Source organism: Micromonospora sp. NPDC050200, assembly GCF_040656135.1.
Lineage (GTDB): Bacteria > Actinomycetota > Actinomycetes > Mycobacteriales > Micromonosporaceae > Micromonospora.
This window is the reverse complement of sequence record NZ_JBFALG010000006.1, coordinates 92206-106722: the sequence shown is the minus strand read 5'-3', so window position 1 is coordinate 106722 and position 14517 is coordinate 92206. Positions and strand designations below refer to the sequence as shown.

The window sequence follows — 14517 nt, the reverse complement described above, 5'->3', positions numbered from 1 at the left end:
GGCTGCACGAGGATGGAACTCCTTCCGACACCGCCTACCGGGTTAGCTGACGGATTCGGGCGGGAAGAGAGCCCTACCACGGGCCGTGGCCCGCGGATTCACCCCGGACGTGCATGGGTCCCCGGTTCGTGGAAATCCACGATTGAGCGGGTCGGCGCGGCGTCGCCTCTTGCGATCGGAAACCGCACCAGACCGGGGCGACATTACTGGCCGGTCGGCGTGCCCGCAAAGGGCTGTCAGCTGCGTAAACATGATCAGGGCAACGAATTTGCGGTACAGTTCGGCACTGACGTCACTCAATGGGACAGGCGGCTTTTCGGGAACCAACGGGCCGCAACCGGACGACCTGGCGGCAACCACTCCGGATCGCCGAGGCCGATGTCACCGGCTGTGCCCGGATGACCGGTTTCCCGATTGGCGTGACGTGACTCACGGCAATCCGGGTAACGATTTGGACGCTGGCCGCGCCGTCAGCCCACCCGGGGCGGGCCGCCAGCACGCCGCGGGCGCGGTACGCGCCGCCGCCGTCGCCGCCCGCGGGGCGGGCACCCGCACCGGACGCAGCCGCTCCGCCGCCGCGTACGCCTCCACGGCCAGGGCGCGGGCCGCCTCGGCGGCCAGTTCGGCGTCCCGCCACGCCGACCGCTCCCGCCCGGCCGCCGCCCGGTACGCGTCCCGCCGGCCGTCGCGTACCGCCCGGGCCAGCAGCGCCTCCTGCTCGACGGGGTGCCGCCGCGGGTCCCAGCCGTCCCGGTGCGCGAAGACGTCCCGCAGCCGCTCCACCGGCAGCTCGCCCCGCCAGTGGGCCGCCACCACCGCCTGGTGCAGCCAGCGCTCCCGTCCGGCGTACTCGGCCGGGGTGCGGGGGGGTGCGCGGGGCGGGCAGGGCGCCGGCGCCGGCGAACCGGCGGGCGGCGCTCTCCGCCTCGTCGTACGCCTCCCCGGCCCGGTCCACCGCCTCCTGGGTGGCCAGCCAGGCTTCCCGCCGCCGGCGCGCGGTCCGGGCCGCGCCAGCGGCGGCGACGGCGACCTCCTCGGCGTACCGGCGCAGGTCCGCCAGCTCGGCGGCCGGGGACGGGTCGGCGGCCGGCTCCTCGGGGGCGCCGTCCCGTTCGGGGCGGGCCACCAGCACGGTGAGCACGGTCAGGGCGAGCACGAGCAGGGCCGACCAGATGGCGGCGGCGGTCGGGACCTCGATGAGGAACTGGTAGAGGACGGTGTTCACGGGTCGGCACCTCCCGGGAGCGGGATGCGGAAGAGGACTCCGCACGCCGGCCCGGGAGGCGACGGGGCAAGGCCGGAGGGGGCGGCGCCGCGTGCCGGCGGGCGGGTGCGGTGGTGAGGTTCTCGAAGGCGCGGTCGCGGGTCGCCCCCGCGTGGCGGTCAGCCGACCGGCGGGGCGCGGGGGCCGGTGGCGCCGGCGGAGCGCCCGGTCAGGGGCAGCGGCGGCGCGGTGACCGGGCGGGCCGGGCGGGCGGCCGGGTCGACGGAGGCGACCGGGTCGAGCGGAGCGGCGTGCGGGCCGGCGAGGGCGTGGCCGGTGGCCGGGGCGTCCCCGACCGGGAGCGTCACGGACGGGACGCCGGCCGCGCGGACGGCGGACACCTCGGGCACCGCCGGACCGGCGAGCGGCTGAGCGCCCGCCGGGGTCGCGGCGGCGGGCAGCACGCCGCCGTCCGGCCCGGCCGGACCGCCGAGGGAGAGCGCGGCCGCCACGGCGAGGCTGGTCAGCAGCCGGGAACTCCAGCGCGCCACCCACCACAGAGGACTGGTGAGCGCGACCGGGAGCACGGCCCCACGCTACCGCCGATGCCAGCCGATCGCAGCGCCGCCGGGCGTGTCGTCGCGCGCCGACCAGGGTGGACGCGGCTCAGTGCGGGTCGCGCGGGATCGCGTACTCGATCGGTCGGCCGGCCGTCGCGTCGTCGGCGGCCGGTCGCGGCGCCGGCGTGGCGGGCGGCGCGGCGGCGGGGTCCGGGGTGGACGAACCGGCCGCCGGGGCGGGCCCGGGCCGGCGGCGGGGGGCCAGGCGGCGCATCATCGGCGTCTCCACCCAGCGGTGCAGCAGGGCGGCCAGCACCAGGTTCACCGCCAGGAAGGCGAGCACCGCCAGCGGCCCCCACCAGCCGGGCAGCCCGACACCGAGCCGGCCGGTGGCCCGCAGCACGGTGACCATCACCAGCACGTGCACCAGGTAGAAGGCGAACGAGACCTCACCGAGCCGGACCAGCCGGCGGTGCCGCCAGGGCGACGGCAGCCCGCGTACGTCCGCGTCGGCCGCCGCGGTGATGACCAGGATGTACGCCGCGGAGAGGAGCGCCGCCCAGAACTCGGCGCGGATCCACTGCCCCGCCACGACCCAGGTGACCACGAAGATGAGGCTGGCCAACGGCAGTCCGGGGCCCCGCCACCGGCCGCGCCGCATCAGCTCGGCCGCCGCCACCCCCATCCAGAACTCCGTTGAGCGGACCAACGGGAAGACCTGGGTGAACCACCAGGTGTTCTCCTGCGGCACCAGCGCCTGCCCGGGCCAGAGCGCCACGATCAGCAGCGGCACCGCCGCCACCACGGCCCAGAGCAGGCCGGCGCGGGCCCGGCGCAGCGCCGGCAGCACCAGCGGCAGGCAGAGGTAGAAGAACAGCTCGCAGGAGAGCGACCAGCTCACCGTGTTGATGCTGTAGAAGTAGCCGGGCGTCGGATCCCAGGCCTGCACCAGGAAGAGGTTCTCCAACGCGGCGCGGGGCACGATCGGATCGGCGAACCACCACATCACCAGCAGGGCCGCCGCCCAGGTCAGTACGTGGTTCGGGTAGATCTTGGCGAGCCGCCGCCGCCAGAAGTCACGCCGACGCTCGCCGTCGCGAGCCGACCAGACCAGCACGAACCCGCTGAGGATGAAGAAGAACTGCACCCCGGACAGGCCCAGGGTGAACAGCGCGCTCACGACGGCCTGGTAGTCCGGTTCGCCGACGATCCGCATGGTGCCGGCGTGGAAACCGAAGACCAGCAGCGCGGCCACCCAGCGCAGGCCGGTCAGCGAGGGCAGTCGGCTGGCCGCAGTCGCGGTGACGGCTGTTACGCCCCCTTCCGGACCCTTCCCGCGGCTCAACAACACGACGTCTCCTCCTTGGCCGCCTCGCCGCCACGGCCGGGGAGGCGACGTCCACCGCGGCCCCGGTGGAACCGCCGCCGGACACCCTACCCGCTCGTCACCGGCGGGATACCGGTCCGGTACGGGGATCGGAGCGGCACGACAGCGGGCCGACCCCGGTCGAGGGCCGGCCCACGCGTACGGTGGCGGACTACACCGTGGCCATGACGTTCAGGATCCAGTCCCGACTCTCCGGCACGGTCGCCCAGTTGTCGCCGTTACCCTGGCAATAGCGGTCGCCGTTGGAGAGGACCCCAACCTGGTAGCGCAGCCCGTCGACGAGCTTGAACAGCGGCCCACCCGAGTCGCCGTTGCAGACGTTGCCGTTGATGCCGGTGGTCCGGATCGCGCGACCGCCGTACGCGTCGGTGGAGTCGATCGAGACGACGTACTGGGTGGCCCGCACGAGCCTCGGCGACGGGTCGCAGTAGCGGTAGCAGGTCACCCCCCACCCGAACGCGTAGGTGGTGGCGCCGACCTTGGTGGTCGCGGTGGGTAGCCGCACCGATTCCGCGTTGGCGGACCGGTCGAGCTTGAGCATCGCGATGTCGTGGCTGGTACGCACGCGGGACGTGGCAACGTGCACCACTCCCCCACCGGTGTTCCAGTAGATGCTCTTGACCCGTACGGACAGCCGCGAATCCGCGATGCGGTTGCCATTGAGGTCGTAGAGGCAGTGCCTGGCGGTCAACACCCAGTAGTTGCTGACGATCGACCCCGTGCACTGGAGGCCGCCGTCGACCAGCACGGCGGCGAGGCCGTCGGCGTCGCTCTGGATCTCACCCCCGACGATCGGGTTGGGTGCCGCCGCCGCCGGCCCGGCGGCCAGCGGAATGGTGACCAACAGTGCGGCGAGCATGACGGCGACACGTGCGACGCGGCCGCCCCTGGTGTGTCCGGCTCCCCCCGTGGCCTTGAGCACTGCTGTCAACCTCTTCATGGAACCTCCATCGGTCGGGATAAGTGTTGAAGATCGTCGCCTGAAGCTGACCGTGCGCGTTGCCCCGCTTGCCGTCCGCATCCCGGAATGTGTCCCGTGACCTCCGCGGCGCTGCCCGAGAATGAGCTCAAGGAAGTCCCAGGGTCTGGGACGCGCCGGTACGGTGGCCGTTAACCTGGCGCTGGCGGGATGTTCAAACACCTCACCACCGACGGTCACGTGGGGTTCCGGGGCCGGCCACCCAGGTGCACCAGGGTGGCGGGGTGGTCAACGAGCCGACGCCCGCCACCCCCCTGCTGAGCATCGTCGTGCCGGTCCACGGGGTGGAGGCGTACCTGTACCAGTGCCTCGAGTCGGTCCGGGCGGACGTCCCGGCCGGCGAGCAGGGCACGGTCGAGCTGGTCGCCGTCGACGACGCCTCCCCGGACCGGTGCGGGGAGATGCTGCGCTCGTACGCCGCCGGCCGGTCCGAGGTGCGCACGGTGCACCTGACCAGCAACGTCGGCCTGGGCCTGGCCCGCAACGCCGGCCTGGAGGTGGCGACCGGCGAGTACGTCTGGTTCGTCGACAGCGACGACTGGCTGCCGCCGGGCACCATCCCCGCTGTGCTGGAGCGGCTGCGCGCGCACCGCCCCGACGTGCTGCTCCTGGACCACCTGCGGGTGCACGAGGGCGGCCGCCGCGAGGTCGACGCCAGCAGTCCCCTGCTGCACGGGGTGCCGGACGTGGTGCGCCTGGCCGACCGGCCGCAGCTGCTGCGGGTGCAGCACACCGCCTGGAACAAGGTGGTGCGCCGCGCCTTCATGGACGAGCTGGAGCTGCGCTTCCACCCCGGCTGGTACGAGGACATCCCGTTCAGCCACCCGCTGCTGATCGGCGCGGAGAAGATCTCGGTGCTGGACCGGGTCTGCTACCTCTACCGGCAGGGCCGGCAGGGGGCGATCACCTCGACCCGCAGCGGGCGGCACTTCGACGCCTTCGACCAGTACGACCGGCTGCTGGACTGGGTCCGGCGGCGGTACCCGGACGAGCGGCTGCAGGCCGAGCTGTTCGGGCTGATGGTGAACCACATGCTGGTGGTGGTCGGCAACGACGGCCGGCTGCACCCGCACCTGCGTCGGGACTTCTTCCGCCGGGTGGCCGCGCAGTACCGTCGCCACCTGCCGGCCGGCGGCTACCCTCGTCCCGGCGGGGTGGCCGGGCTCAAGCACCGGCTGGTGGGCCGGGACGACTACCTCGCGTACGCGGCGCTGCGCCAGGCCCACCGGCTCGCCGGTCGGCTGCGCCGGCCCGCCGCGCCCCCGGCCGACACCCCCGGTGCGGACCGGGCCGGCGGGGGCCCCGCCGCGGGTGGGCCGGGGCGGGCCGGGGCGACCGACGCGCTGGCCGGACGCGGCGCCCCGTGACGGCGAGGATCGGCGCAGCGTCGCGCCGCCGCGCCTGTCGGCCACGGGCCGGACGGCCCACGACGGCGGATTTTTCCAGGTCGTCCACGGACGACGAGGCAGGGACCGCGCCCGCGCGCGGACGCACAGCGGACAGAGGTCGGGCATGACGGCGACAGTGAAGATCGGACCCCACGTGGTCGGGACCGGGGAGCGGCCCTTCGTGGTCGCCGAGATGTCCGGCAACCACAACGGTGACCTGGACCGGGCGCTGACCATCGTGGACGCGGTCGCGGCCAGCGGGGCGCACGCGCTCAAGCTCCAGACGTACCGGCCGGACACGATCACCATCGACGTCGACACCCCGGCCTTCCGGATCTCGGGCGGGCACGAGCTGTGGGGCGGGGAGAACCTGTACCGGCTCTACGAGCGGGCGCACACGCCGTACGAGTGGCACGCGCCGATCTTCGCCCGGGCCCGCGAGCGGGGGCTGACCGTCTTCTCCTCGCCGTTCGACGCGACCGCGGTGGAGCTGCTGGAGGAGCTGGACGCGCCGGCGTACAAGATCGCCTCGTCGGAGCTGGTCGACCTGCCGCTGATCCGGCTGGTCGCCGGCACCGGCAAGCCGCTGGTCATCTCGACCGGGATGGCGACGGTGGCCGAGATCGACGCGGCGGTGCGGACCGCCCGGGACGGCGGGGCCGGCGGCATCGTGCTGCTGGCCTGCACCGCCTCCTACCCGGCCCCGCCGGCGGACAGCAACCTGCGCCGCATCCCGGTGCTCGCCGACGCGTTCGGCGTGCCGGTGGGGCTCTCCGACCACACCCCCGGCATCGGCGTGCCGGTCGCCTCGGTGGCGCTGGGCGCCTGCTTCATCGAGAAGCACGTGACGCTGGACCGCGCCGACGGCGGGGTGGACTCGGACTTCTCCCTCAACCCGGACGAGCTGGCCGCGCTGGTGGTCGAGTCGGGGCGGGCGTACGCGGCGCTCGGCGGCACCGCGATCGGCCCCACCCCGGCCGAGCGGGAGGGCCTGCGCTTCCGCCGCTCGCTCTACGTGGTGGCGGACGTGCGCGCCGGTGACCCGGTGACCGCCGACAACGTGCGGTCCATCCGGCCCGCGGGCGGGCTGCCGCCGGTGGAGATCGACAAGGTGCTGGGCCGCACCTTCGCCGTCGACGTCCCGCGCGGCACCCCGCTGAGCTGGGACCTCATCTGAGCCGTCGCTGACCGGCACCGGCCGCGGGTCGTCCCGGGCCGGTGTCGCTGTCCGTCCGGCGGCGGGGCCCGGGCGGACCCGGCGGGGGTGTGCTGGTCGCCTTCGGAGCTGATGTCGTCACCGATTCAGCCCGGCCGGCTCAGGCGACGCGGCGCACGGCGCGGCGGGCCGGCGGGGTCAGGGCGCGAACGCGACCGTCACCACCAGGTCGCCCACCCGCAGCGTCCGCCACACCGCGGGGGTGCCCGGGGGTACGGCCAGCCCGTGCCGCCGCCACCAGGCGGCCACCGGCACGTCGGCCAGCTTGCACAGGCTCTCCGCCCGGGTCCACCGGGGCCAGAAGTCGGCCGGCCCGAAGCGCCGGGCCAGCGCCGGGGGCACCTCGGCGTCGGCCCGCTCCGCGTCCACGGCGACCCGCCAGCCGGGCGCCGACGGGCCGTACCAGCCGACGCAGCGCCCGTCGTCGAGGTGGCTGCGGGTGACCGCGTACACCAGGTCGGCGGGCGGGCCGACCCGCAGGAAGCGTTCCGCGGCGGCAAGCAGCGCGGGCACCGGGCGTGGCCCGACGGCGGTCGGCCGGGCCACGCCCCCCGGCCCGGTCCCGCAGAAGTCCACCGACCCGGAGCAGTCCACCGGTCCGGGCGCCGCGACGGGCCCGGACCGGACCGGCCCCGGCCGGCGGCCGGCGAACTCCGGCTCAGACGGAGGCCGCACCGTCCACCACGATGACCTGGCCGTTGATGTTGGTCTGCTCGCGCAGCAGCATCCGCACCACCGGCACGACCTCCTCCGGCTCGGTGAGGTGGCCGGTCGGGGTACGCCGGACGATCTGGTCGAGCTGGGTGCTGCCCAGCACGGCGGACATCTCCGAGGCGAAGAAGCCGGGCGCCACCGCGTTGACCAGCATCCGGCCGCCCAGCTCGCGGGCCAGCGAGCGGGTGGCCGCGTCCATGCCGCCCTTGGTGGCCGAGTACGCCACCAGCCCCGGGAAGCCGCGCTGCGCGCAGATCGAGGTGATGTTGACGATCCGCCCGCGCAGCCCCTTGCCCAGCATCCGCCGGATCACCAGGCGGGTGAGCTGCAACGGCGCGGTCAGGTTGGTCTCGATGATCCGGGCGATGTCGCCGGTGGAGGTGTGCACGTGCAGGGAGTCCTGCCCGACGGCGGCGTTGTTGACGAGGCCGTCGATCGGGCCGAGGCGCTCCTCCACCTCCCGGACGAAGGCCTGCGCGGCGGCCGGGTCGGTGACGTCGACCGCGCCGACGTGCACCCGGTCGGGGTGTGCGGCGGCCAGCTTCTCCAGCTCCGGCGTGACGGTACGGGCGAAGGCGGCCACCCGTACGCCGGCGTCGAGCAGGTCGGTGACGATGGCCAGGCCCAGCCCCCGGGAGCCGCCGGAGACGAGGACCACGGTGCTGGGCGGGACGAGCGGGGAGTCAGACATCGCTCTTCAACGTCTCCTTGACGGGGATCTCGGTGAACATGCGGATGCGGCGCGGCACCGCGTACTCGGGGAGCCGGTCGGCGCACCAGCGCACCAGCGTGGCCTCGTCCAGCGGGTCGCCGGACGGCGTCGGCACCACCTCGGCGACGACCATCCGGCCGAGCACCGGGGCCCGCCGGCCGGTGACCCGCGCCCAGGCCACCCTCGGATGGGCGGTGAGCACGCCCCGGACCAGGCCGGCGGAGACCTTGCTGCCGCCGACGTTGATCTCGTCGGAGTCGAGCCGGCCGGTGATCAGCACCCGGTCGTCGACGACCTGCACCCGGTCCCCGGTGCGCACCGGCCCGGCCAGCCCGGCCCCGTGGTACGGCGAGCTGACCACCAACTCCTCGCCGTCGACCGAGAGCCGGGGCCGGCCGGGCACCTCCCGGTCGAGCCAGTCGACCGGGAACCCGGCGCGGCCGTCGTGCACCACGATGGACGCGCCGACCTCGGAGGAGGCGTAGATCCAGGAGATCCGGGCGGTCGGGAAGACCTCGCGGAGCTGGTCGAGGACGGCCTGGTCGACCGGTTCGCCGCCCAGGGTGAGCTGGCGCAGCGGCACCCGGGCCAGCGCCGCCCCGTCGCGGTGCAGGGTGCGCCGCCAGAAGGTCGGGGTACCCGAGGCGGCGTCCACGCCGTGCGCGGCGGCGATGGCCGGCCACTCGTCCAGCTCGTCCGGGTCGATCACCACGAGGTGCTGCCCGGGCTGGGTCAGCGACAGCGTCACCACCTGCCACCAGGCGTACGTGCCGGGGGCGTACGGGCACAGCCAGGTCCGGGCCGGTTGGGCGCCGCGGACGGTGGTCAGCGAGTCCAGGGTGTGCCCGACCCGCTTGGGCCGCCCGGTGGACCCGGAGGTGAGCAGCCAGAGCCGGCCGCGCTCGGCCGGACGGGGCCGGGCCGGCGGGACGGTCGCGGGCCCGTCGGCGTCGAGCACGGTCAGCGCGAAACCGGCCTCGCGCAGCTCGTCCCGCATCGCCGGGTCGACCCGGTTCGCGGTGCTCAGCAGCAGCTCGGTGCCGTGCACGGCGTGCTGCCGGGCGGCGGCCAGGGCGTCGGCGGAGCCGGCGGCGAGGACGGCGGCGGGCGACGGCAGCGCCGGCGCGGGCAGCGCCCGCCAGGTGCACGCGGCGCCCCCGACGACGACCTGGTTGTCGAGGCCGGCCGGGGTCGAGGTCGCGACGGTCACTGCCGCTGGAGCGTGCCGAGGAAGTCGAGGACGTCGCCGACGGTGGCGATGCGACGTAGGCCGGGGGCGTCGAAGTTGAGCTCCTCCCCGGTCTCGTCCTCGACCCGCAGGGCCAGCTCCGAGAAGTCCAGCGACCGGAAGCCGATCTCCCGCAGGTCGGCGGCGTCGTCGTCCGGGAGCACCTTGCCCTGGTTGTCGAGCACCTGCGCCATGAGGTCGCGGATCTGCGCGCGACTCAATTCGTTCATGCGGCGGAGTGTACAGCCCGGGAATTGGCCTCACCATTTCCCGGGTAGGGTTCCCGGGGCCCGGAGGAATCGAACGGAAAAGAGGTCGGCGTGCTGCGTGGGGCGACCGAGGACGACGTTAACCTGATGTTGTCCTGGCGTAATCAGGAAACCAACCGGCAGGTCAGCAAGAACAGCCACGAGATCACCGCCGCGGAGCACGCGGCTTGGTGGTCGCGGGTCCGGACCGACCCCACCCGCCGGGTGCTGGTGTACGTCCGCGACGGCGTGCCCTGCGGCGTGGTGACCTTCTTCGACCTGCGCCTGGACGGTCCGCGTACCGGCTCGTGGGGCTTCTACCTGGACGCCGACGGGCTGGCCGACCGGGGCGAGACGCTGCCCGCCTGGCTGGCGGTGATGCGGGCGGCGGTGGACCACGCCTTCGACGAGTTGCGACTCGACCGGCTCGACGGCGAGGTGCTCGCCCACAACACCGTGGTACGCCAGATGAACCGCCGGTTCCGGTTCGTCGAGGGCGCCCCGCAACAGCAGGTGCACGACGGCCGGGAAATCAGCGTCGTCCCCGTTTCACTGGATCGGGCGAATCGTCGCCGGCGCTGATTTCGGCAATTGTCCGCCGCGCATTAACCGGCCGGACATTCCCCGTTCATCGGGCGGCGGGGCCATCGGTCAGCCGCGCCGCCAGGCCGCCCAGTGCTGGTCGGGATTGCCGCCGAGGCGGACGAAGCCGTACCGGGCGCCGTCCCAGTCGTCCGGCTCGCCGGGCGCCCACCGGACGAAGACCACGTCAGCGGCGGCCGGCGGCCGCTCGGTGAACCACCGCACGTCCGCCCAGGTCACCTGGTGGCTCAGGTTGAACCGCAGGATGTAGTGCACCCCGAGCGAGGCGTACACCCGCTCGCCGGGGCGTACCCCGAGGTCGGCCACGCGCGGGGTCGGCGCGGTGGCAGCCGCCATCGGGCGGACCAGCCGGTCGGTGATCACCTGCATGGTGCCGAGGTTGACCACGACCAGCGCGGCGAGCACCGGCACCCGCAGCCTCGGCGCCCGCACGGCGGCGACCAGCAGCAGGCAGGCCAGCACGCCCACCGCCGCGCCGGTGAACGGGCGGAACTCCCGCCAGCCGCCGGTCAGCGCCATCAGGTCGGGCGCGCCGAAACCGCCGTAGCGCAGCTCGTGGCCCCGGCTCGCCACGTAGGCGAGCCGGGCGGCGATCAGCGCCGCGCCCGCCACCAGCAGCGCCACCGCGACGGCCGCCCGGGCCAGCAGCACCCGGTACGCCACGGTGAGCAGCACCCCCACCCCGACCAGCAGCCAGAACGGGGCCAGCATCTGCACGTACCGCCCGTAGATGGCGTCCAGCGGCTTGGTCGTGATGCCGGCCAGGATCACCGACGCGCCGCCGGCCACGCCGACGCTGGTCACCAGCGCGACGCCCAGCGTCCAGCGGACGGCCGCGTCGCGCCCGGGCCGGCGCAGCTGGCGCAGGGCGGCGGCCCAGGCGATCCCGGCCAGCCCGAAGGTGATCACCACCAGGTACCAGAGCTGGGTGGCGACGGCCGCCCCGAGCCGCAGCAGCCCCTGGCCGGAGGCGACGGCCCGGACGGCGCCCCCGTCGGGCGGGTCGCCCAGCAGGTAGACCCGGTCGCCGAGCAGCCGGATGCCGGCCTCGTTGACCAGGGCCAGGGCCAGCACCGGCAGCGTCGCGGCGAGGACCTGCCCGGCAGTGGCCCGGCGGCGGGCGAACAGCAGCAGGACCAGCCCGGCATGCACCACGACGATCACCAGGCCCCGGGAGTGCAGCAGGTGGAACGCGCCGACCAGCGTGCCGACCAGCGCGGCGGCCAGCGCCCCCGGCCGGGCGACCCACCGGTGCACGGCCAGCAGCCAGGCCAGCACCAGCGGCGCCAGCACCGCGTCGATCATCGCCACCTGGGCGTAGAAGGCGGTGGCCGGCAGGGTCGCGGCCACCGCGGCGGCGACCAGCGCGTACGACCGGCGCAGCGCGAGCAGCCGACGGGCCAGCAGGTACGCCAGCGGCAGCACGGTGGCGTTGACCGCCGCGTTGACCAGTTGCACCAGGCGGTAGCTGGCGGTGAAGTCCCGCTCGCCGAGGAACGCCGGGGAGATCAGCATCGGGTAGCCGACCCGGCGCAGCGGGCCGTTCTCGCTGCTGAAGCCGCCCGGTCCGCCGGCGAGCGCCCGCGCGGTGTTGAGGTAGCTGTCCTCGTCGGTGTGCGCGATCGGCAGGGCGACGTGCCGGGCCAGCCACATCCGCCAGGCCACCCCGGCGAGCCAGCCCAGCACCAGCAGCGCCGGCACCAGCCAGCGCCGCCGGGCCGGGGCCACCGGCGCCTCGGCCGGATCGGCGACCCGGTCCCGTACGTCGGAGGTCATCTCGTCTCCTGGTCGCTGGTGAGCCGCGCCGGCCGCGCGGCGGCGCGCGGCGGCGGGTCGGGGCGGAGGGTGCGGTGGCCGGGCCGGCGGCGGGGGCCGGCGGTACCCGGGGCGACCGGGGCCGAGCCCGCCGTCGCGTCCGCGGGGTCACTGTAGCCAGGGCCGTTCGCGGCGGTCAGCCGCGCCGCGGGTTCGGCGCAAGTGTTCGCCTGCCTGGTGTCCGGCATTCACTGGACCAGCGCGGTCGGTTCACCCGGGCGCGTCGGGGTGTTAACCCGCCGTGGTTAGCGTCCGTCCGGTCGCGTGGCCCCGGGCCGCCGGCGCACAACCTGCGATCATGGGAGCACCACATTGAGCGAGCTGACGGGATCCTCCATCCTGGTCACCGGCGGCACCGGTTCCTTCGGTAGGACCTTCCTCCGGCACATCCTGGCCGAGGCCGACCCGGCCCGGGTGGTGGTTTTCTCCCGCGACGAGCTGAAGCAGTACGAGCTGCGCCAGCAGCTCGGCGACGACCCGCGGCTGCGCTGGTTCATCGGCGACGTCCGGGACCGGCACCGGCTCACCCGGGCGATGCACGGCGTCGACCACGTGGTGCACGCGGCGGCGCTGAAGCAGGTGGACACCGCCGAGTACAACCCCTCGGAGTTCATCGCCACCAACATCACCGGCTCCCAGCACGTGGTGGACGCGGCGATCGAGGCCGGCGTGAAGAAGGTCATCGCGCTCTCCACCGACAAGGCGTCCAGCCCGATCAACCTGTACGGCGCCACCAAGCTGGTCGGTGACAAGCTCTTCGTCTCCGCCAACCACTACGCCGCCCAGCACCCCACCCGCTTCGCGGTGGTCCGCTACGGCAACGTGGTGGGCAGCCGCGGCTCGGTGGTGCCGCTGTTCCGCCGGCTCGCCGCCGAGGGCAAGAGCCTGCCGATCACCGACAAGCGGATGACCCGATTCTGGATCACCCTCGACCAGGCCGTGCAGTTCGTGATGGACAGCTTCGACCAGATGCAGGGCGGCGAGCTGTTCGTGCCGCGCATCCCCAGCATGCGCATCCTCGATCTGGTCGAGGCGGTCGCCCCGGACGCCACCACCCACGAGATCGGCATCCGGCCGGGCGAGAAGCTGCACGAGGAGATGATCGCCCCGGACGACAGCCGGCGGACGCTGCGCGCCAAGGACCGGTACATCGTCCAGCCCACCATCGCCACCTGGGGCTACCAGCCGCCGGTCGGCTGCGAGCCGGTGCCGGACGGGTTCGCGTACCAGTCGGACACCAACGACGAGTGGCTGAGCGTCCAGCAGCTGCGCGACATGCTCGGCATCGGCGCGTGACGGCGATGCTCCCGTACGGGCGGCAGTCGGTCACCTCCGACGACGTCGCCGCCGTGGTGGCCGCGCTGCGCAGCGACTGGCTCACCACCGGCCCGCAGGTCGACGGGTTCGAGGCCGACCTGGCCGGATGGACCGGCGGGGCCGGCTGCGCCGCCGTCTCCAACGGCACCGCCTCGCTGCACGTCGCGTACGCGGCGGCCGGGGTGGGCCCCGGCGACGAGGTGGTGGTGCCGCCGATGACGTTCGTCGCCACCGCCAGCAGCGCGGTGGCGCTCGGCGCGAAGGTCGTCTTCGCCGACGTCGAGGAGGAGACCTTCACCCTCGACCCGGCCGCGGCGGCCGCCGCGACGACCTCGCGTACCCGGGTGGTCTCCGCCGTCGACTACGCCGGCCACCCCGCCGACTACGACGCCCTGCGGCAGGCGCTCGCCGGCAGCGACGCGCTGCTGCTCGCCGACGCCGCGCACTCCATCGGCGCCACCTACCGGGGCCGGCCGGTCGGCTCGCTGGCCGACCTCACCACCTTCTCGTTCTTCCCCACCAAGAACCTGACCACCGCCGAGGGCGGCGCGGTCGCCGCGCTCGACACCGAGCTGCTGACCCGGGCCCGCCGGTTCCGCAACATCGGGCTGGTCCGCGAGCGGGACGCGCTGCGCTGGCCGGAGGAGGGCGGCTGGCACCAGGAGGTGCACGAGTTCGGGCTGAACTACCGCCTCCCGGACGTGCTCTGCGCGCTGGGCCGCAGCCAGCTGCGCCGGCTCGGCGACTTCCTCGCCGCCCGGGCCCGGCTGGTCGCCCGGTACGACGAAGCGCTGGCCGACCTGGACGGGGTGCTGCTGCCCGGCCGCCGTTCGTGGGCCGTCCCGGCCTGGCACCTCTACCCGATCCGGGTGCTCGACGGCCGCCGCCGCGAGGTGTACGACCGGATGCGCGCCGCCGGCATCGGGGTGCAGGTCAACTACATCCCCGCGCACTGGCACCCGGCCTTCGCCGACCTCGGCTACCGGCGCGGATCCTGCCCGGTGGCCGAGTCGTTCTACACTCAGCAGCTATCGTTGCCGCTCTTCCCGACCCTGACCGACGCCGACCAGGATCGCGTGATCGACACGCTCCGGGCGGCGCTGCGCGGCGTCACGGCACGTCCCGCCGCCGCCTGACGGGGGAAAC

The 14517-nt window shown here is 74.6% G+C and carries 15 protein-coding genes and 1 riboswitch; of the genes, 6 read left to right on the top strand and 9 right to left on the bottom strand.

Annotation, left to right across the window (positions count from 1 at the left end):
• Positions 1 to 16: 16 nt before the first annotated feature.
• Positions 17 to 159: riboswitch (cyclic di-AMP (ydaO/yuaA leader) on the bottom strand.
• 270 nt (positions 160 to 429) lie between these two features.
• A complete protein-coding gene (locus tag AB0I41_RS06630; RefSeq protein WP_357102594.1) occupies positions 430 to 813 on the bottom strand; it encodes a hypothetical protein in 384 nt (127 codons plus the stop codon).
• A gap of 56 nt (positions 814 to 869) precedes the next feature.
• Between AB0I41_RS06630 and AB0I41_RS06625 the strand changes: the two genes are divergently transcribed.
• A complete protein-coding gene (locus AB0I41_RS06625) occupies positions 870 to 1211 on the top strand; it encodes a hypothetical protein (protein WP_357102592.1) in 342 nt (113 codons plus the stop codon).
• Positions 1212 to 1383: 172 nt separating this feature from the next.
• Here AB0I41_RS06625 and AB0I41_RS06620 read toward each other — a convergent pair whose 3' ends face one another.
• From AB0I41_RS06620 to AB0I41_RS06610, 3 genes are all read right to left on the bottom strand, one after another.
• Positions 1384 to 1791, bottom strand: a complete 408-nt coding sequence (locus AB0I41_RS06620) for a hypothetical protein (protein WP_357102590.1) — start codon at positions 1789 to 1791, stop codon at positions 1384 to 1386.
• A gap of 79 nt (positions 1792 to 1870) precedes the next feature.
• On the bottom strand, positions 1871 to 3115 hold the full coding sequence (locus AB0I41_RS06615) for an acyltransferase (RefSeq protein ID WP_357102589.1): 1245 nt from the start codon (positions 3113 to 3115) through the stop codon (positions 1871 to 1873).
• A gap of 187 nt (positions 3116 to 3302) precedes the next feature.
• On the bottom strand, positions 3303 to 4091 hold the full coding sequence (locus tag AB0I41_RS06610; protein ID WP_357102587.1) for a trypsin-like serine protease: 789 nt from the start codon (positions 4089 to 4091) through the stop codon (positions 3303 to 3305).
• A 263-nt stretch (positions 4092 to 4354) separates the two neighbouring features.
• Between AB0I41_RS06610 and AB0I41_RS06605 the strand changes: the two genes are divergently transcribed.
• Entirely contained in the window at positions 4355 to 5497 is a 1143-nt protein-coding gene (locus AB0I41_RS06605; protein WP_357102585.1) for a glycosyltransferase, read from the top strand.
• 145 nt (positions 5498 to 5642) lie between these two features.
• Entirely contained in the window at positions 5643 to 6695 is a 1053-nt protein-coding gene (gene pseI / locus AB0I41_RS06600) for a pseudaminic acid synthase (protein ID WP_357102582.1), read from the top strand.
• Positions 6696 to 6872: 177 nt separating this feature from the next.
• On the opposite strand, the gene AB0I41_RS06595 is transcribed toward pseI, so the two are convergent.
• The 4 genes from AB0I41_RS06595 to AB0I41_RS06580 are packed head-to-tail and all read right to left on the bottom strand — an operon-like array spanning position 6873 to position 9618.
• Positions 6873 to 7409 (bottom strand): hypothetical protein, encoded by a 537-nt coding sequence (locus AB0I41_RS06595; RefSeq protein WP_357102580.1) that lies wholly within the window; start codon positions 7407 to 7409, stop codon positions 6873 to 6875.
• Positions 7393 to 8139, bottom strand: a complete 747-nt coding sequence (locus AB0I41_RS06590) for an SDR family NAD(P)-dependent oxidoreductase (protein ID WP_357102578.1) — start codon at positions 8137 to 8139, stop codon at positions 7393 to 7395. Before AB0I41_RS06590 ends, AB0I41_RS06595 begins: the two co-directional genes overlap by 17 nt.
• Complete coding sequence (locus AB0I41_RS06585; RefSeq protein WP_357102576.1) at positions 8132 to 9370, bottom strand: class I adenylate-forming enzyme family protein; 1239 nt, start codon at positions 9368 to 9370, stop codon at positions 8132 to 8134. Before AB0I41_RS06585 ends, AB0I41_RS06590 begins: the two co-directional genes overlap by 8 nt.
• Positions 9367 to 9618: an acyl carrier protein gene (locus AB0I41_RS06580; RefSeq protein ID WP_357102574.1), complete on the bottom strand. Its 252-nt coding sequence runs from the start codon at positions 9616 to 9618 to the stop codon at positions 9367 to 9369. Before AB0I41_RS06580 ends, AB0I41_RS06585 begins: the two co-directional genes overlap by 4 nt.
• A gap of 90 nt (positions 9619 to 9708) precedes the next feature.
• Here AB0I41_RS06580 and AB0I41_RS06575 point away from each other — a divergent pair, with 90 nt between their 5' ends.
• Entirely contained in the window at positions 9709 to 10218 is a 510-nt protein-coding gene (locus AB0I41_RS06575) for a GNAT family N-acetyltransferase (protein ID WP_357102572.1), read from the top strand.
• Between the two features lie 69 nt (positions 10219 to 10287).
• On the opposite strand, the gene AB0I41_RS06570 is transcribed toward AB0I41_RS06575, so the two are convergent.
• The gene (locus AB0I41_RS06570) at positions 10288 to 12015 is read right to left on the bottom strand and encodes a hypothetical protein (RefSeq protein ID WP_357102570.1); all 1728 of its coding nucleotides are present in this window, start codon (positions 12013 to 12015) and stop codon (positions 10288 to 10290) included.
• 351 nt (positions 12016 to 12366) lie between these two features.
• Between AB0I41_RS06570 and pseB the strand changes: the two genes are divergently transcribed.
• Positions 12367 to 13350: a UDP-N-acetylglucosamine 4,6-dehydratase (inverting) gene (pseB, locus tag AB0I41_RS06565; protein WP_357102568.1), complete on the top strand. Its 984-nt coding sequence runs from the start codon at positions 12367 to 12369 to the stop codon at positions 13348 to 13350.
• On the top strand, positions 13347 to 14507 hold the full coding sequence (locus AB0I41_RS06560) for an aminotransferase class I/II-fold pyridoxal phosphate-dependent enzyme (RefSeq protein ID WP_357102565.1): 1161 nt from the start codon (positions 13347 to 13349) through the stop codon (positions 14505 to 14507). Before pseB ends, AB0I41_RS06560 begins: the two co-directional genes overlap by 4 nt.
• Positions 14508 to 14517: the final 10 nt, after the last annotated feature.